The organism is Bradyrhizobium sp., assembly GCF_016213215.1.
Lineage (GTDB): Bacteria > Pseudomonadota > Alphaproteobacteria > Rhizobiales > Xanthobacteraceae > Bradyrhizobium.
Window position 1 is genome coordinate 48,645 of record NZ_JACRAW010000043.1, and the last position, 21,129, is coordinate 69,773.

Annotated in this window: 17 protein-coding genes, 1 tRNA gene and 1 pseudogene; 12 read left to right on the top strand and 7 right to left on the bottom strand. The window is 62.4% G+C overall.

The genetic code is table 11. The features are described from left to right. Positions 1-399: 399 nt before the first annotated feature. The 12 genes and pseudogenes from fdnG to HY852_RS08725 all read left to right on the top strand — a co-directional run bounded on the left by fdnG (position 400) and on the right by HY852_RS08725 (position 12,000). Positions 400-3,480 (top strand): formate dehydrogenase-N subunit alpha, encoded by a 3,081-nt coding sequence (gene fdnG, locus HY852_RS08670; RefSeq protein ID WP_291604033.1) that lies wholly within the window; start codon positions 400-402, stop codon positions 3,478-3,480. A gap of 10 nt (positions 3,481-3,490) precedes the next feature. Continuing rightward, positions 3,491-4,429 (top strand): formate dehydrogenase subunit beta, encoded by a 939-nt coding sequence (fdxH, locus tag HY852_RS08675; RefSeq protein ID WP_291604034.1) that lies wholly within the window; start codon positions 3,491-3,493, stop codon positions 4,427-4,429. Next, complete coding sequence (locus tag HY852_RS08680) at positions 4,426-5,091, top strand: formate dehydrogenase subunit gamma (protein ID WP_291604035.1); 666 nt, start codon at positions 4,426-4,428, stop codon at positions 5,089-5,091. Before fdxH ends, HY852_RS08680 begins: the two co-directional genes overlap by 4 nt. Before the next feature lie 79 nt (positions 5,092-5,170). Next, a complete protein-coding gene (fdhE, locus tag HY852_RS08685; RefSeq protein ID WP_291604036.1) occupies positions 5,171-6,088 on the top strand; it encodes a formate dehydrogenase accessory protein FdhE in 918 nt (305 codons plus the stop codon). Between the two features lie 11 nt (positions 6,089-6,099). After that, positions 6,100-7,497 (top strand): L-seryl-tRNA(Sec) selenium transferase, encoded by a 1,398-nt coding sequence (selA, locus tag HY852_RS08690; RefSeq protein ID WP_291604037.1) that lies wholly within the window; start codon positions 6,100-6,102, stop codon positions 7,495-7,497. A 49-nt stretch (positions 7,498-7,546) separates the two neighbouring features. After that, positions 7,547-8,269, top strand: a complete 723-nt coding sequence (locus HY852_RS08695) for a tetratricopeptide repeat protein (protein ID WP_291604060.1) — start codon at positions 7,547-7,549, stop codon at positions 8,267-8,269. Then, positions 8,266-10,098 (top strand): annotated as a pseudogene (selB, locus tag HY852_RS08700) (selenocysteine-specific translation elongation factor); the annotation flags it as partial. The gene HY852_RS08695 and the pseudogene selB, both read left to right, overlap by 4 nt. Before the next feature lie 129 nt (positions 10,099-10,227). Then, a tRNA-Sec gene (locus HY852_RS08705) sits at positions 10,228-10,323 on the top strand. A 17-nt stretch (positions 10,324-10,340) separates the two neighbouring features. Then, positions 10,341-10,802, top strand: coding sequence for a hypothetical protein (locus HY852_RS08710; RefSeq protein ID WP_291604038.1), 462 nt, complete (start codon positions 10,341-10,343; stop codon positions 10,800-10,802). After that, entirely contained in the window at positions 10,789-11,184 is a 396-nt protein-coding gene (locus tag HY852_RS08715; protein WP_291604039.1) for a hypothetical protein, read from the top strand. Before HY852_RS08710 ends, HY852_RS08715 begins: the two co-directional genes overlap by 14 nt. Further along, the gene (locus tag HY852_RS08720; RefSeq protein WP_291604040.1) at positions 11,181-11,558 is read left to right on the top strand and encodes a DsrE/DsrF/DrsH-like family protein; all 378 of its coding nucleotides are present in this window, start codon (positions 11,181-11,183) and stop codon (positions 11,556-11,558) included. The genes HY852_RS08715 and HY852_RS08720 overlap by 4 nt, the downstream gene beginning before the upstream one ends. A 7-nt stretch (positions 11,559-11,565) precedes the next feature. Then, a complete protein-coding gene (locus tag HY852_RS08725) occupies positions 11,566-12,000 on the top strand; it encodes a glycine cleavage system protein H (RefSeq protein ID WP_291604041.1) in 435 nt (144 codons plus the stop codon). 153 nt (positions 12,001-12,153) lie between these two features. Here the strand turns inward: HY852_RS08725 and HY852_RS08730 are convergent, their stop codons facing one another. The 7 genes from HY852_RS08730 to HY852_RS08760 are packed head-to-tail and all read right to left on the bottom strand — an operon-like array spanning position 12,154 to position 21,097. Continuing rightward, a complete protein-coding gene (locus HY852_RS08730; RefSeq protein WP_291604042.1) occupies positions 12,154-13,149 on the bottom strand; it encodes an FAD:protein FMN transferase in 996 nt (331 codons plus the stop codon). A 10-nt stretch (positions 13,150-13,159) separates the two neighbouring features. Next, complete coding sequence (locus HY852_RS08735) at positions 13,160-13,708, bottom strand: nitrous oxide reductase accessory protein NosL (RefSeq protein ID WP_291604043.1); 549 nt, start codon at positions 13,706-13,708, stop codon at positions 13,160-13,162. Then, on the bottom strand, positions 13,705-14,538 hold the full coding sequence (locus HY852_RS08740; protein ID WP_291604044.1) for an ABC transporter permease subunit: 834 nt from the start codon (positions 14,536-14,538) through the stop codon (positions 13,705-13,707). Before HY852_RS08740 ends, HY852_RS08735 begins: the two co-directional genes overlap by 4 nt. Next, complete coding sequence (locus HY852_RS08745; RefSeq protein ID WP_291604045.1) at positions 14,535-15,455, bottom strand: ABC transporter ATP-binding protein; 921 nt, start codon at positions 15,453-15,455, stop codon at positions 14,535-14,537. The genes HY852_RS08740 and HY852_RS08745 overlap by 4 nt, the downstream gene beginning before the upstream one ends. Next, positions 15,452-16,843 (bottom strand): nitrous oxide reductase family maturation protein NosD, encoded by a 1,392-nt coding sequence (locus HY852_RS08750; protein ID WP_291604046.1) that lies wholly within the window; start codon positions 16,841-16,843, stop codon positions 15,452-15,454. The genes HY852_RS08745 and HY852_RS08750 overlap by 4 nt, the downstream gene beginning before the upstream one ends. Next, positions 16,843-18,771: a TAT-dependent nitrous-oxide reductase gene (nosZ, locus tag HY852_RS08755; RefSeq protein ID WP_291604047.1), complete on the bottom strand. Its 1,929-nt coding sequence runs from the start codon at positions 18,769-18,771 to the stop codon at positions 16,843-16,845. Before nosZ ends, HY852_RS08750 begins: the two co-directional genes overlap by 1 nt. Next, the gene (locus HY852_RS08760; RefSeq protein ID WP_291604048.1) at positions 18,755-21,097 is read right to left on the bottom strand and encodes a NosR/NirI family protein; all 2,343 of its coding nucleotides are present in this window, start codon (positions 21,095-21,097) and stop codon (positions 18,755-18,757) included. The genes nosZ and HY852_RS08760 overlap by 17 nt, the downstream gene beginning before the upstream one ends. Between the last annotated feature and the right edge of the window lie 32 nt (positions 21,098-21,129).

Genomic DNA, 21,129 nt, shown 5'->3' on the forward strand with positions numbered 1-21,129 from the left:
ACAAGCAAAATCGGCACAGTCGGCAAGCGACGGGCCGCGATGCGAATCGCGGATGCGAAAGGCGGTGAGCCCCGAAACTCGGGAGCGGGTGGGTGTGCAACGGGGGCAATCTGCGGCCGCCTCGGCCGTGCCGTCAACTCGGATCATGAGAGCTGCACGATACAACCTTAGGAGGTGCGTCATTCCACCGCAGGAAAGCAGGCAGAACCAGCCAAAAAGCCCTAAACGATGGCTCTCTCGATAATGTTGCGCCGCAATACGGGGTTTTGCGGGTTTGGACCGTTTGACTTGGAACCCGGCAAAAAAGTACCCTCTTGGAGTGATCCGCATCACAGGGATGCCGGCAAATGGCATGCCGCTTTGCAGCCTCCCCACGGGAAGCTGTGCTAGGAGAGGAAAATGAACATGGAGCTCTCGCGGCGCCACTTCTTGAAGGGCGTCGGCGCGGGTCTCGCTGGGACAACCGTTGGCGCTCTTGGATTTGGGGACGTTGAATCGGCTTATGCGGCCTCGATTCGTCCTTTCAGACTCGCCAATCTCACCGAGACCAGAAATACCTGTCCGTACTGCTCGGTAGCGTGCGGCATTGTTATGTATTCCAAAGGCGACCTCAAGAAAGGCGATAAGGCCGAGATCGTCCACATCGAGGGCGATGCCGATCATCCGACCAACCGTGGCACCCTCTGCCCGAAAGGTTCGGCGCTGCTCGATTTCGTCCACGCCGAAACGCGGCTCAAATATCCCATGATCCGCAAACCCGGCTCGGACAAGTTCGAGCGCGTGAGCTGGGATTTTGCCCTCGATCGCATCGCTCGCCTCCTCAAGGAGGATCGCGATCGTAACTTCATCGCCCGGAACAACGACGGCACCACCGTCAACCGTTGGGTGACCACCGGTTTCCTGGCGGCGTCGGCGACCACCAATGAGACGGCTTTCGTCACCTACAAGGCGGTTCGCAGCGCGGGAATGCTCGTATTCGACAACCAAGCGCGGGTCTGACACGGCCCCACGGTGTCCAGTTTGGGCCCAACGTTTGGTCGCGGTGCGATGACGAATGCGTGGACCGATATCAGGAACACGGATCTCGTCGTCATTATGGGTGGTAACGCTGCAGAGGCGCATCCCTGCGGCTTCAAATGGGTTACGGAAGCGAAAGCGAACCGTGGCGCGAAGCTGATCGTCGTCGATCCGCGCTACACACGTTCGGCTTCCGTCGCCGATTTCTATGCGCCGATCCGGCCGGGAACCGACATCGCGTTCCTGCTCGGGGTGATCAACTACTGCATCCAGAACGACAAGGTGCAGTGGGACTACGTGAAGGCGTTCACGAGCGCGCCGTATCTGGTGAAGGCCGGCTTCAAGTATGAGGATGGGCTTTTCGACGGCTACGACGAGTCCAAGCGCGACTATAACCGCTCCAACTGGGACCTCCAGATCGGGCCGGACGGCGCAGTCATGGTCGACGAAACGCTGCAGGATCCTCGTTGCGTCTGGAATCTGCTCAAGGCCCATGTCGCGCAATACACGCCCGACATGGTGTCGCGGATCTGCGGCACGCCCAAGGACAAGTTCCTGAAGGTATGCGACATGATCGCTATGACGTCGGCCAAGGACAAGGTCATGACGTCGATGTACGCGCTGGGATGGACCCAGCATTCCAAGGGCTCGCAGAATATCCGGGCCATGGCGATGCTGCAGCTTATCCTGGGGAATATCGGCGTGCGTGGCGGTGGAATGAACGCGCTTCGCGGACATTCCAACATCCAGGGCCTGACCGATATCGGTCTGATGTCGAACCTGATCCCCGGCTATCTCACGCTCCCGAACGAGCGGGAGACGACGTTCGACACCTACATGGCGACGCGCGGGTTCAAGCCTCTGCGTCCGGGCCAGATGAGCTACTGGCAGAACTACAGGAAGTTCTTCGTCAGTTTCCAAAAAGCCATGTGGGGATCTGCCGCGACACTCGAGAACAATTGGGCCTACGATTATCTGCCCAAGCTCGACGTGCCGGCTTATGACGTGCTGCGGGCATTCGAATTGATGCACCAGGGCAAGATGAACGGTTACATCTGCCAGGGCTTCAATCCGCTGCTGTCATTCCCGAACCGGAAGAAGCTGACGGTCGCGCTCTCCAAGCTGAAGTTCCTCGTGACCATGGATCCTCTGGAAACGGAGACATCCCGGTTCTGGGAGAATCATGGCGAGCACAACGACGTGGATCCATCGAAGATCCAGACCGAAGTGATCCAGTTGCCTTCAACCTGCTTCGCGGAGGACGAGGGCGCGCTGGTGAACTCGGGACGCTGGCTGCAGTGGCATTGGGCCGGCGCTACGCCGCCCGCTGAAGCCAAGGCCGATGCCTGGATCATGGCCCAGATCCACCTGCGCCTGAAGGAGCTGTACCAGAAGGAGGGTGGGGCCTATGCCGACCCCATCGTCAATCTGCACTGGCCCTACAAGGACAAGAATGATCCGAAGCCGGAAGAGATCGCAAAGGAGCTCAACGGCTACGTGGTCGAAAACGTGGCCGATCCCAACGATTCCTCGAAGATGCTGCTGCAGAAGGGCAAGCAGGTTCCTGGATTCGCGGTCTTGCGTGACGACGGTTCGACGGCATGCGGCAACTGGATCTATTCAGGCTGCTTCACGGAAGCCGGAAATGCGATGGCGCGCAGGGATAATAGTGATCCGGACGATGCCGGCACGTATCTTAAATGGGCGTTCGCGTGGCCGGCAAATCGGCGGATCCTGTACAACCGGGCTTCTGCCGATCTCAATGGCAAGCCATGGGATCCGAGCCGGAAGCTGATCGAATGGGACGGCAGCAAGTGGTCCGGCTATGACGTGCCGGACATCGCGCCCGCTGCCAAGCCCGACGTCGTGGGTCCGTTCATCATGAACCCGGAGGGAACGGCACGCCTGTTCACGAGAGGCATGATGCGTGACGGCCCGTTCCCAACTCACTACGAGCCGTTCGAATCGCCGGTGACGAACGTGGTTGCGCCCAAGGTCCGGGGCAATCCCGCGGCCCGGGTGTTCCGTGGCGACATGGAGCAGTTCGGCGACTCGAAGGAGTTCCCCTATGCAGCGACATCCTATCGCCTGACGGAGCATTTCCACTTCTGGACCAAGCACGTGCAGCCGAATGCTGTCGTCCAGCCCGAATTCTTTGTCGAGATTTCGGAGGAGCTTGCGAAAGAGAAGGGGATCACGTCAGGCGGGTGGGTCCGCGTCTGGTCGAAGCGCGGGTCGGTCAAGGCGAAGGCGGTCGTGACCAAGCGCATCAAGCCGCTGATATGTGACGGGAAGACGGTGCATGTCGTCGGTATCCCCCTGCACTGGGGCTTCACCGGTGTGGCGAGGAAGGGCTTCGGGCCGAACAGCCTTACGCCCTACGTCGGCGACGCCAACATCGAGACGCCCGAGTACAAGGCGTTTCTGGTTGATATCGAGCCCATCGCCGGGCCGGTGGCATAGGGAGGCGCGCATGTATCCACCTCTCCCGAATCCATCGGTCAGCCCGGTCGCTGCCAAGCTCAGCGACAAGAACCTGATGCGTCGCTCAGCATCCACGATCCCGCAGGGCGAGCCCGTGCAGCAAGTGGCCAAGCTGATCGACACGTCGAAATGCATCGGCTGCAAGGCATGCCAGACGGCCTGCCTTGAGTGGAACAACCTGAAAGAAGAGGTCGGCTTCAACACCGGGTCTCTTACCAACCCGCACGACCTGACGACGGCGAGTTGGACGCTGATGCGGTTCACCGAGTGGGTCAATCCCGAGACCGACAACCTCGAATGGTTGATCCGCAAGGACGGCTGCATGCACTGTGCGGATCCGGGATGCCTTAAGGCATGCCCTGCGCCCGGAGCCATCGTTCAGTACACCAACGGCATCGTCGATTTCGTCAAGGAGAACTGCATCGGCTGCGGCTACTGCGTTAAGGGATGTCCGTTCAACATTCCCCGCATCTCCAAGGCCGAGGGCAAGGCCTATAAGTGCACCCTCTGCTCCGATCGCGTCGCCGTCGGACAGGGCCCGGCCTGCGCCAAGGCGTGTCCGACCCAGGCCATCGTGTTCGGGCCGAAGGAGGACATGAAGAAGCACGCCGAAGCGCGTATCAAGGATCTGAAGTCCCGCGGCTACAAGAACGCAGGTCTTTACGATCCTCCCGGCGTCGGCGGGACGCACGTAATGTACGTCCTTCATCACGCGGACAAGCCGGAGATTTACGCGGGGCTTCCCAACAATCCGACAATCAGCCCGCTGGTTGAGGTTTGGAAGGGAGCGGTAAAGTATGCAGGCCTTGCGGTGATGGGTGCGGCCGCTGCGATCGGCGTCGTGCATCACCTCGTGAACGGCCCGAACAGGGTCTCTCGCGAGGAGGAAGAGGCGGCCAAGCGCCTTGCCGAGGGAGAGACGAAATGAGCGGCGCAGGTCCGTCCACAAGCGGAAGCGTTCACCGCGGCGACCCCGTCCTCGTCGACCGGTACACGGTGGGAGCGCGCATGAACCACTGGGTCACCGCGACCAGCCTTGTGCTGCTCGCCCTCAGCGGGCTGTCGCTGTTTCATCCGAGTCTCTTCTTTCTGTCCTCGCTTTTCGGCGGCGGATCCTGGACGCGGGTGATTCATCCATGGATCGGATTGGTCCTGTTCGTTGGTTTCCTGGGCTTGTTCCTGCGGTTCTGGAAGCTGAACCTGTGGAATCGGGACGACAGAAAATGGCTGCTCAGCCCGCGTGCCATTCTGACCGGGCATGAGGAAACCCTGCCCGAAATCGGAACTTACAATGCAGGCCAGAAGCTGGTCTTCTGGCAGATGTCGCTGCTGATCATCGTCCTCATCGTCAGCGGTATCGCGATGTGGGACGAGTACTTCGGCTCCTACTTCTCGATCACGCAGAAGAGGGTGGCGGTCTTGGTACATGCCGTCGCGGCCATCGGCGCGATCTGCGTCTGGATCGTTCACATCTATGCGGCGATCTGGGTGCGGGGTACGATAAGCGCCATGACGCGTGGTCAGGTGACCGGCGGCTGGGCGTGGCGGCACCACCGCAAGTGGCTACGCAATCTGGTCACCAAACACTAGCCTGGGCGGTCCCGTGCTCGCCCTTCAGGCGGGCACGGGCAACACCCCACGTGGCCCGGAGGGTTCGTGAGGTCCAAAGATGAGTAAAACCGGCGTACCGCTGCATAATCCCGTTCCCATCGGGAACGTCGCAAAACCGGCTTTTGCGGTCCTGCCCGATCCGGCGAGCGTTTTTCTTCACCGCGCATCACGCTTCCGCGCGCTTTCGGCAACGCATCAGCTTGGACCCTATCTCGGGTTTCTCGCCGGTCTCTCGGAGGTTCAGCATCGGCTGCAGGACGGCTTGCCGGAGCCCGAGGTGCCGCCTCTCGATGTTCGAGAGCGAGCACGTCACTTCAACATGCCGCCGGTTGACCGCAGCCGCTTTGTCGCCGATCCGGCATTTGATGCCGCACTCGATCGGTTGCTGGAGCTTGCCGCTCCGATCGAGATGCCGGCCCAGGCGAGGCTGGCGCTCACCGAAGTCCGGGAGGCGGGCGCAGATGCGCGGGACGTGATGATGCGCGCGGTGCTGGCCGATGCCATTCCGGTCGAGACGCTGGCCCGCCATGTCTTTGTCACCGCGGCACTCCAGGTGCACATGGCGCGCGTCGCCTCGCGCCTTGATCCGAACGAACTCGTTGCGGTCGGCGATGCGATCTGCCCCGTTTGTGGTGGGCCGCCGGTGGCATCGGTGATCGTCGGCTGGCAGCATGCCGCGAATACGCGATATTGCGTGTGCTCCCTGTGCCAGACCTGGTGGCACTATGTCCGCATCCGCTGCACCTGCTGCGGTTCGACCAAGGGGATCGGCTACAAGGAAATCGAAGGCGCGCAGGATGGCGTTCAGGCGGAGACCTGCGAGGAGTGCCACGGTTACGCGAAAATTCTGCACCAGCACAAGCATCCGGAGCTGGATCCCGTTGCCGATGACGTGGCGACATTAGCGCTCGATCTGCTCGTCAGGGAAGGGGGGTATCGCCGCGGTGCCTTCAATCCTTACCTGCTCGGCTACTGAGAGTACGTCCGATGGACGCACGAAATCCGAGAAGACTTCCGGCGGTCGATCAGGTGCTGAGGACAGCGATCGGCTTGTCGGCAATTGATCGCTTCGGCCACAAGGCTGTGGTCCGCGCGATCCGCGAAGTTCTCGCCGAGGCACGGACCGAGGGGGGCTCGTCGGTCGAGGCCGGCGCAGTCGCGCTCGACGCGGTGAGACGGCTGGAGACCCTTGACCGTCCGAGCTTGCGGCCGGTGTTCAACCTCAGCGGAACCGTGCTGCACACCAACCTCGGCCGTGCGCTGATCGCCGAGCCGGCCATCGAGGCGGCGGTCCTCGCCATGCGCGAAGCCGTGACGCTCGAGTTCGATGTCGATGGCGGCAGGCGCGGCGAACGAGACGAGCACGTGCGCCATCTGCTCTGCGAATTGACCGGAGCCCAGGATGCGACCGTCGTTAACAACAACGCCGCGGCCGTCCTGCTGGTTCTCAATACTCTTGCCAATGGACGCGAAGCCATCGTGTCGCGTGGCGAGCTGATCGAGATCGGCGGCGCCTTCCGCATGCCTGAGATCATGGCGCGGGCCGGCGCGGAGCTCGTCGAGGTCGGCACCACCAACCGTACTCACAGGAAGGACTACGCGGCAGCGTTGGGCGAGAAGACCGGCCTGGTGCTGAAGGTCCACACGTCGAACTACCGGATCGAGGGCTTCACCGCTTCCGTCGAGCCTCGCGCCCTTGTCGAACTCGCCCACGCCCATGATGTTCCGGTTGTTCATGACCTCGGTTCTGGAACGCTGGTTGATCTTGGCCAGTTCGGCATGAAACACGAGCCGACCGTGGCCGAAGCGATTGCGGAGGGAGCCGATCTCGTCAGCTTCTCCGGTGACAAGCTCCTTGGCGGGCCCCAGGCAGGCTTCGTGGCGGGACGCAAGGAGCTGATTGCCCGTCTGAACGCCAATCCGATGAAGAGAGCCCTGCGGGTCGACAAGATCCGCCTTGCCGCAATCGAGGCAACGCTGAAGCTCTACCGCGATCCCGACCGGCTCGTGCAGCGGCTGCCCACCTTGAAGCTCCTGGCTCGTCCGGAGGCCGACATCAGGGCCCAGGCCGAGCGGCTTGCTCCTGTCCTCGGCCAGATTCTCGGCGATGCGTTCTCGGTCGAGGTGATCAGCTGCGTGAGCCAGATCGGCTCCGGCGCCTTGCCGCTCGAAGGTATTCCCAGCGCGGGCTTGGCTTGCCGTCCGCGGGGATCGTCAGGTCGGGCTCTCGCGGCGCTATCACTCGCCTTGCGGCATCTGCCGGTGCCCGTCATCGGTCATATCGCCGACAAGCAACTCGTGCTGGACTTGCGCTGCCTCGACGATGAAGGCGGTCTGGTGCGCAATCTCGAATCTCTCAGGCTCGATTCCGATGCGCTGGGTTAGGAATCTGTTCGCCGGCGCGAATGCGAAGAGGCTCGATCCCGCCGAGGCCATGACCATCGCCGACAAGGCTTTCGCCGATGGGGACTATGCGCGGGCGCTCGAGCTCTGGGCTGCGCTGGCCCACGGCGGCGTTGCGCGCGCGCAGGCGAGCATTGGTGCCTGCTTTGCGGAAGCAATCGGCGTCGGCCGAGACGATGAACTCGCATTCAAATGGCTCACGCTGGCGGCCGAAGCTGGCAATCCGGTCGGCCAACGCAATCTCGCGGCGCTCTATTTCAAGGGGCAGGGCGTTGCCACCGACTTTGCGCGTGCCGCGGAGTTCTACCGGCGTGCCGCGGAAGCCGGCGATGCGATCGCCCAGGACATGCTGAGCTGGATGCTGCTTGAGGGCGAGGTCGTTCCGTCTGACAGCGCGGCGGCTCACCGCTGGGCGCTCGCGGCGGCTGATCAAGGGGTAGCGTCGGCCATGACCCGGCTCGGCATGCTCTATCACAATGCGATCGGCGTCGAGCGTGACCCGGCCAGGGCTGCGGAATGGTGGGCCAGGGCTGCCGCAGCCGATGATGCTGACGGCCAGGCGATGCTGGGGGCCGCGCATTGCCTGGGCGCCGGCGTGGCCCACGATCACATGATCGGGCTGGGCTGGTTGCTGCGCGCAAAGCGGGGCGGCAGTGCGCTTGCTGATCCCTTCATTCCATCAGCCGAGCGTGTACTGACTGCCGATCAGCTTGCGGAAGTGCAGCGCAGGACCGCCAGGGAGACGGCGGCATGATAGTCGGGACCGCGGGCCACATCGATCACGGCAAGACCACGCTGGTGCGGGCGCTGACCGGCGTCGATACCGACCGGCTGAAGGAGGAAAAGGAGCGAGGCATCTCGATCGACCTCGGCTTTGCCTATCTTCAGGCCCCCGGCGGCGACGTGATCGGCTTTGTCGACGTGCCCGGCCACGAAGGTTTTGTCCGCAACATGCTCGCGGGCGTCTCCGGGATTGACCTCGCGCTGCTGGTGATCGCCGCCGATGACGGCGTGATGCCTCAGACCCGCGAGCATCTCGCGATCATCGATCTTCTCGGGATCAGGCACGGCATCGTTGCCTTGACCAAGGTCGACGTAGCGCCACCAGAGCAACGCGAGCGGGTCGTTTCCGAGATCCGGCATGTGCTTGCTGGAACTACGCTGGCGGATGCGGAGATCGTGCCGGTTTCAGCCGTGGCCGGCGATCGCGTCGATGTTTTGCGCAACGAATTGTTTGCCGTGGCCGGCAAGCTCAAGCGCGACGCGGAGGAGGGACGATTCCGGCTCGCGGTGGACCGGTCCTTCGTGCTGCAGGGTGCCGGAACGATTGTGACAGGCACGGTCCTTTCCGGCGCCGTATCGGTGGGCAACCGGGTGACGGTCAGCCCGTCGGGATTGTCGGCGCGGGTGCGCTCCATTCACGCCCAGAACCGGGCCAGCGAACTGGGCTATGCCGGACAGCGCTGTGCGCTGAACCTCGCGGGAGAGGGCATCAACAAGGAGGCGATCAAGCGCGGCGACATGGTGCTCGATCCCGATCTCCATGCTCCCGCCGCCCGTATCGATGCGACGCTTCGGCTGCTGCCCGAGGAGGCCAAGCCGGTGACGCAGTGGATGCCGGTGCGCCTCTATCATGGAACGGCGCAGGTTGCAGCACGCGTCGTGCTGCTCGGAGACGGTCCGATAGGCCCGGGCCAGACTGAGTTCGTCCAATTGGTACTGGAAAGACCGATCGCTGCCGGCGCAGGCGATCGCTACGTGCTGCGTGATACGACCGATCAACGCACCATCGGCGGTGGGCAACTGCTCGATCTGCGCGCGCCTGCGCGCAAGCGGAGAGCGCCTGAGCGACGGGCGCAGCTCGAAGCCATGGCGCTCGGAACTCCGGCCAGGATTCTGGACGCGCTGCTGGAGCGAGCACCGTTCTTCGTCAATGTTGCCTCCTTCATGCGCGACCGTGTATTGAGCCGCGGTGCGGCCGAGCGCCTGATCGCGCAGTCGGGCGTACTGAGGATCGCAAGCGGCGCCGGCGAGCTCGGTCTTGCTCCGGCGACATGGCTGCATCTGAAAGACGATCTGCTGGCGACGCTGAAGACGTTCCATGATTCCAATCCCGATTTGCCCGGCCTTGGGCTCGAGCGGCTGCGTTTGCGTTTGACCCCGTGTCTGCCCGCGCCCGCCTTCTCCGGATTTCTTCAAGGGCTGGCCAGGAAGGGCGAGATAGGCCTCGACGGCGCCTGGGTGCGGCTTGCCGGCCACGAAGCGAGGTTGACGCCGGCCGACGAGAAGATCTGGCTAAGGATCCAGCCGCTCATCTCGGGAGCGGAGCGATTTCGTCCGCCCCGGGTACGTGACATTGCCGGTGTCCTGACCGTGCCGGAGGCCGACATCCGCCGACTGTTCAAGATGCTGGGCCGAATGGGCAAGGTGGACGAAGTGGCGCATGATCATTTCTTCTTGCGTGCTACAGTCGGGGAGATGGTCTCGATTGCCACCCAAGTTGCGGAGACCTCCCCCAAGGGAGAGTTTACGGCAGCGCAATTGCGCGACCGTCTGGATAATGGCCGCAAGGTCGCGATCCAGATACTCGAATTCTTTGATCGTCACGGCGTGACGTTGCGCCGGGGCGACCTGAGGCGCATAAATCGCCATCGCTTAGACCTGTTTCGTTCCTTGCCGGCCGGCGCGGCCGGGCAGGACGCGATACAATCTGGAAGAGACACGTTCCCGGTGGGGCGTCCGGACTTCAAATCCGGGAAGGGCCGCGAGACGGTTCTTGGTGGGTTCGACTCCCTCTCTCTTCCGCCACGATCGAGAGGTGCTGTGTGAGCATATCGGCGCCGGAATTCCTGGTCTCACTGCAGTCAGCGGCGCAGCGCGCCGACTCGGCCGAGGCCGAGTTGCAGAGGGAAATCATCGAACGGCGCAAGGCCATTGAGCAGGCGCGCAAGTTCGCCTATCGCCGGTATAACTTCGTCAAGGCGATCGTCGATAGCGTCAGCGGTGCGGGAACCAGGGAGGCGGCCGTCGCGCACGCCCTTGCTGCCATGCGCAACTCGCTCGGCTGGTCGGGCGATAGCGAGGCACGTCAGGCGACGTTGACGGATTTCGTGCCGGTCGCCGAGGCGGTGTTTGCCACCGTATCGCCCGCCGAAACCGAGCCTCCCGAGGTCGACGTTCTTGCCGTGCTCGCCGAATTCGAGGCGCGATACCAGGACAGGCACGGCACGCCGTTCTGGAGCCTGTTCGAGAACTACTTCCCGGAGACGCCCGTTGTCGATTTCTGAACGCGCATCCGACTCGACGGATTTTCCTGGCTGGCTGGTTCAGGAATTTTCGGCCGCTGGCGAGTTCACGGCGCTGGTCGTGCTGGTCGACATAACAGATGCCACGATCACGCCCCTATGCTCCACCTACTTCAACGTTGTCGGTGCCGAGGTCGACTGGAGCGATATGGTCGTCATGTTCGCCGGATCGGGAGCCGACTGGAGCGGCGCGGCGTTCTTCCCGGTGCGGGCGTCTGGCGGCGGGCCGCTCGACAATCCAACCGCCCGGGTGCAGCTTCGACAGCTTGAAATGCGGCTCGATGAAGACCGGCTCGTCCTCAACGAGGGACACTTCTTCGACAAATGGGGGCGTCGGATGCACGTCGACGAGGTTCCATCGTGAGCGGCCGGCTCCTCATCGTTCTCCTCAATACCGATCCGCGCAATCCCGAGGAACTCGGGGCACCGTTCTATCACGCTGCGGTGGCAGCTGCGATGGACTACAGCGTGGATGTGGTCTGCACCGCGACCGCAGGCAGGCTGATGGTCAAGGGTGTCGCGGAAGCCATTCGCCTCAAGGAAGGTCACGACAAGACCGTGTACGACTGGATCAAGGATGCTCACGACCAGGGTGCCAGATTTTGGGCCTGCCCTGCGAATCTTGAGCTGTTCGACTTCAAAGAGAGCGATCTCATTCCGGAGTGTGCCGGCATGATGGGGGTGGCCGCCATGATCCGGGACGTGATGGAAGGGGATTGCCGCGTTCTCACCTATTGAGGCAGCGATGGTGTTCGTCCAGGGATTCGAATTCCCCGATCATCTCCTATATGACATCAACAACCAGATCTGGTACGCGCCGCTCGACGACGGCAACGTGCGTGCCGGATTCACGTCATGGTCGGCCAATCTGATGGGGGGCATCATCGTTTTCACCCCGAAGCGGCTCAGATTCGACTTCGAGAAGGACCGATCTTTTGCGGTGGTGGAAGGGGGCAAATGGGTCGGTTCGGCCCGCGCGGCATTCGACGGAATCGTTGTCGCGCACAACGATCTGTTGATACGCAACCCCGAGCTGATCAATTCCGATTCATATGGCGATGGCTGGATGCTGATCGTGCGGCCTGCGCATGACGACTGGCGATCCGGGCTCGTGACCGGCGAGGATGTCGGGCCCGCATTCGAAGCATGGCTTGATGCTGGTACGCACAGGGAGCGCTGAGACCCGGGCGATCTACCGATGATGCTGCGGCTTGCGGGAATTTCGTTGTCGGCCGCCTTTCCGCCGGATAGTTGATCGGCACGAGCTGCATTCGGTTCGCGTTGAGGTGAGTTATTGAGATCCGCCGACGCGTGGCTTGTCACCGGTCGCCTCTCATGCGGCCAGTTCCAATGTGCTTCCCTGCGCGTCGATGATATGGACGAGCTCGATCTGAGTCGGCGCGAGCAATGCTCGGATCTGCGGTTCTGGTATCAGGCTGAAAGCGGTGGACATCGCGTCTGCGGCGGTCGCATTGGCGGCAACGGTCGTCACACTGCGGTAACGTTGGGCGCAACCGCCGCTCAATGGGTCGAGCAAATGGTTGAATCGGCCCTGCGGATCGAACCGAAATCCGTAGCTGCCTGATGTGGAAACGGCGCGATCCACGATTGGAATCGTCGCGATGGTTCGGCCTACCAAGTCAGGATCGGCAATCCCAACCTCCCATGGTTGTCCGTCAGGACGTGACCCGATCGCGCGTGCCTCGCCCATGTCGACGAGACTGCGAACAATGCCGTGCGAACGCAAGAGTGCGACAATCCTGTCCGTCACATAGCCCTGCGCGATGCCGTTCAGGGTGACGGAAGATCCGCGTGGCATCGCGATGCGATCGCGGCTGACCTCCAAACGGCGGTAGTCGACGTGCGCAAGCGCGGCCTGCACGGCGGCGCGGGGCGGGCCATTGGGATGCGCGTTCGGTCGCCTGAAATGATCGGCATAGACATTCCACAAGGGCTGCACTGTCGGATCGAATGCGCCATTTGTCTGCTCCGCATAATGCAAGGAGATTTGCATGAGATCGACCAGTTCGGCCGCCGGATTGACAAGCACGCCGGTTCGGTTGAGTTCCACCAGCGCGGAGTCTTCGAGAAAGAGGCTGAACAACCGCTCGAGCCGCCGCGCCTCCGCGCAGGCCGCCGCGATCAGGCGTTCCGCTTGAGCCGCATCCGCGTGATGAATCCTCATGGTGGAGACGGCACCAAGCATGCTGCCGCGCCAGGTCACCAGGTTCGCGTCGGCCCTGGCTCGCAAGCCGAATGGGATGATGGAAAGACCTGCCGCGGCGGCGCTGATCCCGATGAAGCGGCGGCGCGAGAACATGCTTTGCATGATCTTCTCCTCAATTGTTCGTTCGAGGCGCCGGGATATCGTCCGACGCCGCGCTCGTGCTGTTCGACTCCAGCACGTATTCCCGCGGAACCTGGTTGAACGCGACAACCTGTCCACCATTGTCCGCCGCGAACTTCTCAGCAGCGGCACGGTCCGAGAATGGCACGGCCTCGTTGGCGCCCATTCCTCCCTTGATACGGCTGCCGATCACGAACGTGGCCTTGCGCGCTTCGATCCAATTGTCGGCGCCTGGTTTGTCCCAGCTCTGTGCCTTCGCCATGTCGGAAACGTAGATGGCCTCGATATCCTTCGGCTCGTCCGGCAGCATCGTAAAGGCGAGGGCATCGCGCGCGGAGGAGAACCACACCGGCTCGATCAGGCTGGCGGCGATGATCTGTCCCTTCGGCCCCGGGTGCTCGAGCACGTTCATGCCGCAATAGTGCCCGATTGCTTCCGCCGTCATCCTGTGCGGCGCTGGAGCCACAGCTGAGTGTCTCTCGTTGCAGCCGGCGAGCGCGATCAGACTGGCCAGCGCATGGACAAGAACGATGCGCCTCATAGCTCTCTCCGGGAAAACGACAGACTCGCGAATGCCAGAGGTATAAGAGTCCACAAGACCAGCGCTGTCACGAGGACCGTAACCGACAGCGTTGCGTTGCCGGCAAGCCCCGCCATCCCCGAGAACGTGCTGACATTGGCAAAGCCGGTGAGGTTGAACAGCCGATAGACGTCAGCTGGATTGAGGAGGAGCAAGGCGTTAAGGGCAGCGCCGGAAACATTCTGGCCCTTGTCCAGAACGAGCAGGCCGAGCAATGCCATATCGTAAACGAGCACAAGCAACAGCCACAGTCCGATGCAGAGTCCTGCGGCGGTGCCGCGATCGCGCACCAACGCGCTGACCCAATAGCCGATGGCGACGAAAACGGCTCCGAGAAGAACGGAGGAGCCGATCATGGCGGCAAAGGCGGCAAGCCCTTCCTGATCAATGCGGCTGCCGGTTGCGAAAAGGACGGCAACCGCCGCGCCGTAGCCGAGGCAGGTGGCGAAGGCCAGCACGGTAAGGTGTGCGAAGAACTTGCCGACCAGCACCTGCCAACGGGCAACGGGATAGCTCAGAAGCAGGAGCATGGTGCCGCGCTCCATGTCACCGACGATGGCATCGTGCGATACCAGGAGCGCGATCAGTGGGACCAGAAAGATCGTCAGGCTCGAAAGGCTGACGACAACGACATCAAGCGGGCGGGCACCTACATTGCTGCCGCTTGGCGCACTGCCGAGAAAGGTCAGGGACAACGCCAGCGCGGCCAGCAGCAGCGTCGCGGCGAGCACCCAGCGATTGCGGATGGCCTGCCGAATCTCCTTGGTCGCGATGGTGATAATGGCGTTCATTGCGGTCGCTCCGCCGATCGGAGGAAATGGGCGTACAGTTCGTCGAGGCTGGGCGACATCACGTCCAGGTCCTCGATAGAGGTCCCTGTTGCGATAACGCGACGCAACAGGTCGATCTTCTGCTCGGGTGCGGCGTCAATCTCGACGATGTGGCCGTTGAGCCGCCGGTAGGGCGCGGACGCAGGCAGCCAGGACGGCGTCTCGCCGGAAGCGAGGCCGGATACCTTGATGCGGATCCTGGCCGGCAATCGCGCGAGGCGGCGCAATTCGCCGAGAGAGCCGTCGGCGACCTTCACGCCGCGGTTCATGATGATCACGCGTCCTGCCCGCTCCTCCAGTTCTGTCAGCGCGTGCGAGGACAAAAGGACCGTGGAGCCTTCAAAGGCAAGTCGCTGGATCACTTCATAGAAAGTCTGGCGCAATTCGGGATCGAGACCGGTCGTCGGCTCATCGAGCAACAACAATTGCGGGCGGCCGATCAACGCCTGTGCGAGGCCGAGGCGCTGGCGCATGCCCTTTGAATAGGTGCCGACGCGCCGGTCGGCGGCGGCACCCAGGCCGACGACCTCCAGGAGTTTAAGCGCCTTCGCTACCGCCTCCCGCTTGAGCCTGGCATAGAAGAGCTGCGTCTCCCTTCCGGTGAGCATCGCGTCGAAGGAAACGTACTCGGGCAGATAGCCGAGGTGGCGACGTGCGGAAAACTGGCCGGCAGCGGGATCCTCGCCCAATACCTGAACTCGGCCCTGCGTCGGGCGGATCAAGCCAAGCATCAGCTTCATGAGCGTTGTCTTGCCGGCGCCGTTGTGGCCGATCAGGGCGACCATTTCGCCCTGGCGCAGTTCGAATGAGATGCCGGATACCGCCTCGATGCGGCCGTATCGCTTGGTCACCTCGGTTGCCTGCACTCTCGGGGTCATGGCCTGGGTCCTTCCGCGACCTTGCGGCGCGCCGGTGGCGACATCAGGGGGTGGCGATCGAGGACACCTCCGGGCAGGAGGGCGGGAAACTGTCCCTGAGCCCAGCGGATCACCTGCACCGCGGGGCTGTTGATCAGCACTTTCGCGGCAGGTGCGGTCCACAGCACCCGGTCGATCAGGTCGTTAGGCCGGTACGCCGTGTCGGCAATGCCGTCGCCGTCGAGATCGAAAGCCGGGTTATCGCTCCAGTAGTTGCCACGTCCGTTCTTGGACCAGTCGAGGTGGCGAGTGCCGACGTATTTGATCTGGTTGGCATTATTGACGAACGCATTGCCGGTGATGGTGTTGCGTTCGGAACCTGCGGTGAAATGAACGCCGATTTCGCAGCCCTCAAACCAGTTGTTCTCGAGCCTGTTGTGGTTGGTGTTGTAAATGAAAACGCATTTCTCCGGCCCCGTGCGCGCGCCCTTGAGTGCGGCGGAGATAGCTGCCTCCGATTGCGGGATGCCTTCGTCCGGCGTGCGGCTATCCGGGATCGCCCAGCGGTCTGCCGGCTGCAAACCTCCGACTACGCTGTTGCCTGTGATTTGCGAGCCGTTTGCCGCATTGAACAGGATGCCGCGATCACGATCGTGGTCGGAGATATTGTCCCGAACGATCAGCCGATTGGAGAACATGAACGCGTAGCCTATCGTGTTCCTGTTCGAGACGTTGTTTGTTATCTCTCCGTCATTGGCGTACATGTAGTGGATAGCGAAACGAAGGTCGCTGAATCGGTTGCCGCTGAACAGATTGTTGCGGCTTGAGATGACGAAAATGCCGTCGCGCCCATAACGGACATCATTGTCGATCACCTTCGCACCCGGCGCATTCCAGACCGAAACGCCGTTACCTGCCTCGCTGACGCGAACCTGACGCAAGCCGGTGACGTCATTGCGGCGAACGATGGCGTCGGCAGCCCCGTGCACATAGATGCCAAACAGATTGTCGTCCAGCCGATTGTCCTCGATGACCGCGCCGCGCGCGGACTGATCGATGAAGATACCGGAGTCCATTGTCTCGAGCGATCGTCCGGACCCGCGCACGTCGAGTCCGCGTATCACGGCCCCGGCGGCGGCAACCGTGACAACGCTGCCGCGTCCCGCACCAGTAACCACGGTCCCCGCTCGGCCGGCAAGGGTAATGCGGTGAGAGATCCGCAGCGGTCCGCGATAGATACCGGCCGAAAGATGCACTTCATCGCCGTCCGCGGCCTGATCGAGCACCGTCTGCACGTCGCCATGTTCCGGCGATACAGAAAGCTCGGCTGCCGATGCACACGTGGTCAGGCTGGCGGCGGCAAGCGCCGCCAACCCAAGCTGCATCATATCGTACGCAAGGCGCCTCATCAGACGTTTCGTGGGTGCACCAGCATGCGTCCGCGCATTTCCATATGCATGGCGTGGCAGAACCAGGTGCAGAAGTACCAGTAGACTCCGGGCCTGTCGGCAACGAAGGTCACCGACGAGGTCTGCTGCGGATCGATCTCCATGTTGATGCCGTAGTTGACGATGCAGAAGCCGTGGGTCAGGTCCTCGACGTCATCGATATTGGTGACGTAGACCGTCACTTCGTCGCCCTGTTTGACATCGAACTTGTCGAGCGCGTAGGCAGGCGCGCTCGAATACATGTAGACGCGCACCTTGTTGCCGTCGCGCACGACCTTGGCGTCGCTCTCGAGAGTGACGCCGTCGGCGGCCGCCTGCTTGCGCGCATCCTCGAAGAACGGATCGTCGCGCTTCCAGATGCTGAGGACGCGGCCCTCGAGCTTGGAGCGATGCACTATCACGGCGTCATGCGGTTCAGCAAAGCTTGGACCGTCATGGACGAGCTGCATACGGTCGCCGGAAATGTCGATCAGCTGATCGTTCTCCGGCTTCAGCGGACCGACATTCAGGAACCGATCCTTCGAGAACTTGTTCAGCGACAGGAGCCACTTGCTGTCCGCCTCCTTGGTCTCACCCATCGAGGAGTGGTTGTGGCCCGGCTGATAGTGCACGTCGAGCTTATGAACGATCGGGTTGACCTTCTCGCCCCTGAACGCTCGCCTGGCGAGTTCGATGTTCCACTTGCAGACCTGGCTGTCGAGGAACAGTGTGGTGTAGGCGTTGCCCTTGCCGTCGAACGCGGTATGCAGCGGACCAAGCCCAAGCTCGGGTTCGGCGACCACGACGTCGCGCGGCTTGATCTTGTCCTCGAACAACTGGTCGACCAGGCGAACATCGATCACCGTTACGGTTGGTGCGAGCTTGCCGTTGGCGACGACGTGAATGCCGTCCGGAGCGGTATTCAGGCCGTGTGGCGAGTTGGACACCGGGACGTAGCGCGTGTAAGGCGAGCCATGCCGGCCATCGATGACCGGCACGCCATTCATCTCCTTGTAATCCCCCTTCTTGACAGCCTCCTCGATCCGCTTGATGTTGAAAATGGTGACCCAGTCCTGCTCGCTTGCGGTCATTTCGGCGAGTGTGACGCCTCTTTCGGAATTGTAGCAGGTCGAAAACGCATATTTTCCCTGGTAATCGGCATCGGTGTTGTCGAGGTTGCCGTCGACGATCACCTGCCAGGCGACCTTCATCGTATCCCCATCGACGGCCGAGAAGATCGACGAATATTTCGACTTGTCATCGAGCACCTTGCCGTCGTTCGGCAGGGGTACCTCGTATTCGCCGTTGCAGAACAGGTATCCGGTGCGCGGATACTTTTGCGGGCGCATGCCGTGGATCGTGTACTGGTTGGGAACTTCGACGATCTTGTCGCACTTCATGATGTCGGTGCGAATGCGGGCGAGACGCGTGTTGGCCTTGTCATTGATAAACACGTATCGCCCGTCATAAGTGCCGTCAGTGAACGACATGTGCGGATGGTGCGTGTCGCCGTTCTGCCAGTCAGTATTCGCGCGCCCCTTGAGCCGTTCGCGCGTCTCGGGTGTCAACCCTTCGGTCAGTATCTTGATCGACTCGTTGGTTTGACCCCAGCCCGTTGCACTGCAACGGTTGAACACCGGAATGCGCATCAGTTCGCGCATGGAGGGCATGCCGATGATGCGCACCTCACCCGTCTGTCCGCTCGAGAAGAAGACGTAGTATTCGTCGAGTTCGCCCGGAGCGACCTCGGCCTTCTGAGCGCCCGCGCGGGCCGGCGGGCGAGTCTGCGCGGCGGCCGGTTCGGCCACCTTGCCGACGCCAAGCCCGGCGGCAATACCCGCGGCGCCAATCGCGGCTGTTCCGACCACCTGACGGCGGCTGATTGAAACCCTATCATCCTCGCGAGCCATCTTTGTCTCCTTTTGGTTGTGAACGGCGGGTTGGATCTGCGGACGCAACGGCGGGAGCAGGAACCGGCCTTCCCGCGTGCGTGATGATCGTCTTCGGGCCGGCTCCGCCGGCGCGCATGGAAGGGGAGGACATGGCCTCGAACTTTTCGCGCTTGAGCCGCACCTGGATCATGTGGGGGCAGCGCTGGTCGTCGTAATAGAGTTCCTGGCAGTGCATGCAGTAGATGCACTCATTGACGTTGATGTGCCCCTCCGGATGGATCGACTGGACCGGGCATTCCTTGGCGCAGCGCTGACAGGGTGAGCCGCACTCCCTCCAGCGGCGCAGCCATTCAAACGTCCGGATGCGGCCTGGAATGGCAAGCGCAGCGCCAAGCGGGCAGAGATAGCGGCAGAAGAAGCGTTCGATGAACAGGCCGATCACGAGTAGCACGCCCGCATAGGCAACGAACGGCCAGTCGCGCGCGAACTTGAGAATGATCGCCGTCTTGAACGGCTCGACCTCGGCAAAGGTCTCCGCCATCGCGACGGAGTAGAGGGACATTCCGAACAGGCCAAGGAAGATGATGTATTTGATCGGCCACAAACGCTCGTGCAGGCCCCAGGGCACCGTGATCTGCGGCACCTTCAGCCACTTCGCGATCGCGTTGGTGAGTTCCTGCAGCGCGCCGAACGGGCACAGCCATCCGCAAAAGGGACCGCGTCCCCAGAACAGAAGGGCGGAAGCCGTCGCCGACCACAGGATGAAGATCAGTGGTGCGGTCAGGAAGAACTCCCACCGAAAGCCGGTGACCAGGGCATTGGTAAACGTCACCACGTTGACCACCGAGAGCTGGGCGTTGGCGTACCAGCCGAGCCAGAACAGCACGAAGACGAGATACAAACGCCGGACCCAGGTGTAGAGCGTGGGCCGTCGCACCAGGACGTTCTGGAAGAAGAAGATCGCGGTCAGCACCATCAGCGCCAGCGCGGTGATGGCGATCGAAGTCGGCTGCGAACGCCAGATTCGCATCCATAACGGCTCTTCGTCCGGGTTCGCGACAGGCTGTGCCGCCGGAGAAGATGCCTGCGGCGGGGGGGCCGGCGCGGTTGCCGGCACTGTGACGGCGCGTTGCTCGCGCTTAAGGTAGCGATCGGGCAGGACGTAATCGAGATCGAAGGTCAAGAACGCCTTGTCGCGCCCGCCTATATTTCTCTGGACCAGCAATTGCAGCTGCCAGGGTTGGGTGGGATCCATGGTGAATTCCGGCGGCGTGACGAAGAGACCGATTTCGCTGAAGTGTGGTGCGCCTGAAGCGGCAAGTGCGCCGAGGCGCGTATGGTTCCGATCACGGAACCGGGTGCTCGAGCCTTCCTGCAGGATTTCGATGCGGTCGAAGATGGCGCCGCGCACGTAGGCCGAGCCCTTGAACGAATAGACGCCATTTCCGGCGATGAGGATCGCCTGCTGCCCGGGCTGCAGACGCTGCTTCAGACGTTGGTAGCTCTCGTCCCCAAGGAGGCTGCGGCCGGTTGTCGGTGCGCTGACGAGGGCAACGTAAAGGTCGATGAAGCTGTCGCCTGGGTCGCCTGGTTCCGGATCTTGCGCCGCGGCAGCATTGCCGGATTTAGCGAAGGCCTCGTTGATGTCCCCGATCGTCAAATTGAGCCGTCGCACCGAGCCGTCGCCGACGAGGCTCGCCCAGTCTCGTACCTCGCTATGCTCAAGGTCGAGTGTCTTGATGACGGGCGGCAGCGCAGCTTGTCCGGGAGCCGAACCGCCGGCGGCGATCCGTCCGGTGCGGATCAGCCGCACCGCCGAGCGTACCACGCTGTCGCTCATGACCAGCACGGTCACGGTGGCGCCGCTGATGATGTCGACCTGCGGCGAATGTTCGCTGCCTGCGGCGACCGGCTTCATGTCCTTGCCGATCAGGTTGTTCACCGAGGCGACGATGCGCGCCTCCGGAATCCCAATCAGGACAATGGGTTCCTTGTGATCGACAAGCTTCATGGCGGTGATCACGCCGTTGGCATCGATGCCGACGAGGATATGGATCGGCTTGCCTGAGTATCCGATAGCGTTGGCGAAATCCGAGTTCAGGTAGACAAACCCGCGCAGCCGATCGGCCTGGTAGACGGGAACAACAGGTGGATCGCCCTGCGGCGGACCGAAACGGTCGGCGTCATGAAAGAACTCGGCCGGCGTGGTCTTCGGCAGAAACGTGGGAAGCTCGCTTGCGGCAGCGGCGCTTCGTGTCCAGAATGTCGCGCAGGTTGTGATCGCAACCGCCAGGGCGAGCACGGTTAGCCGCCGTTGCGAGGCGATGATAGAACTCCAAACCATGCGCACCTCAGGAAGGAATGGCGCGCCCATCA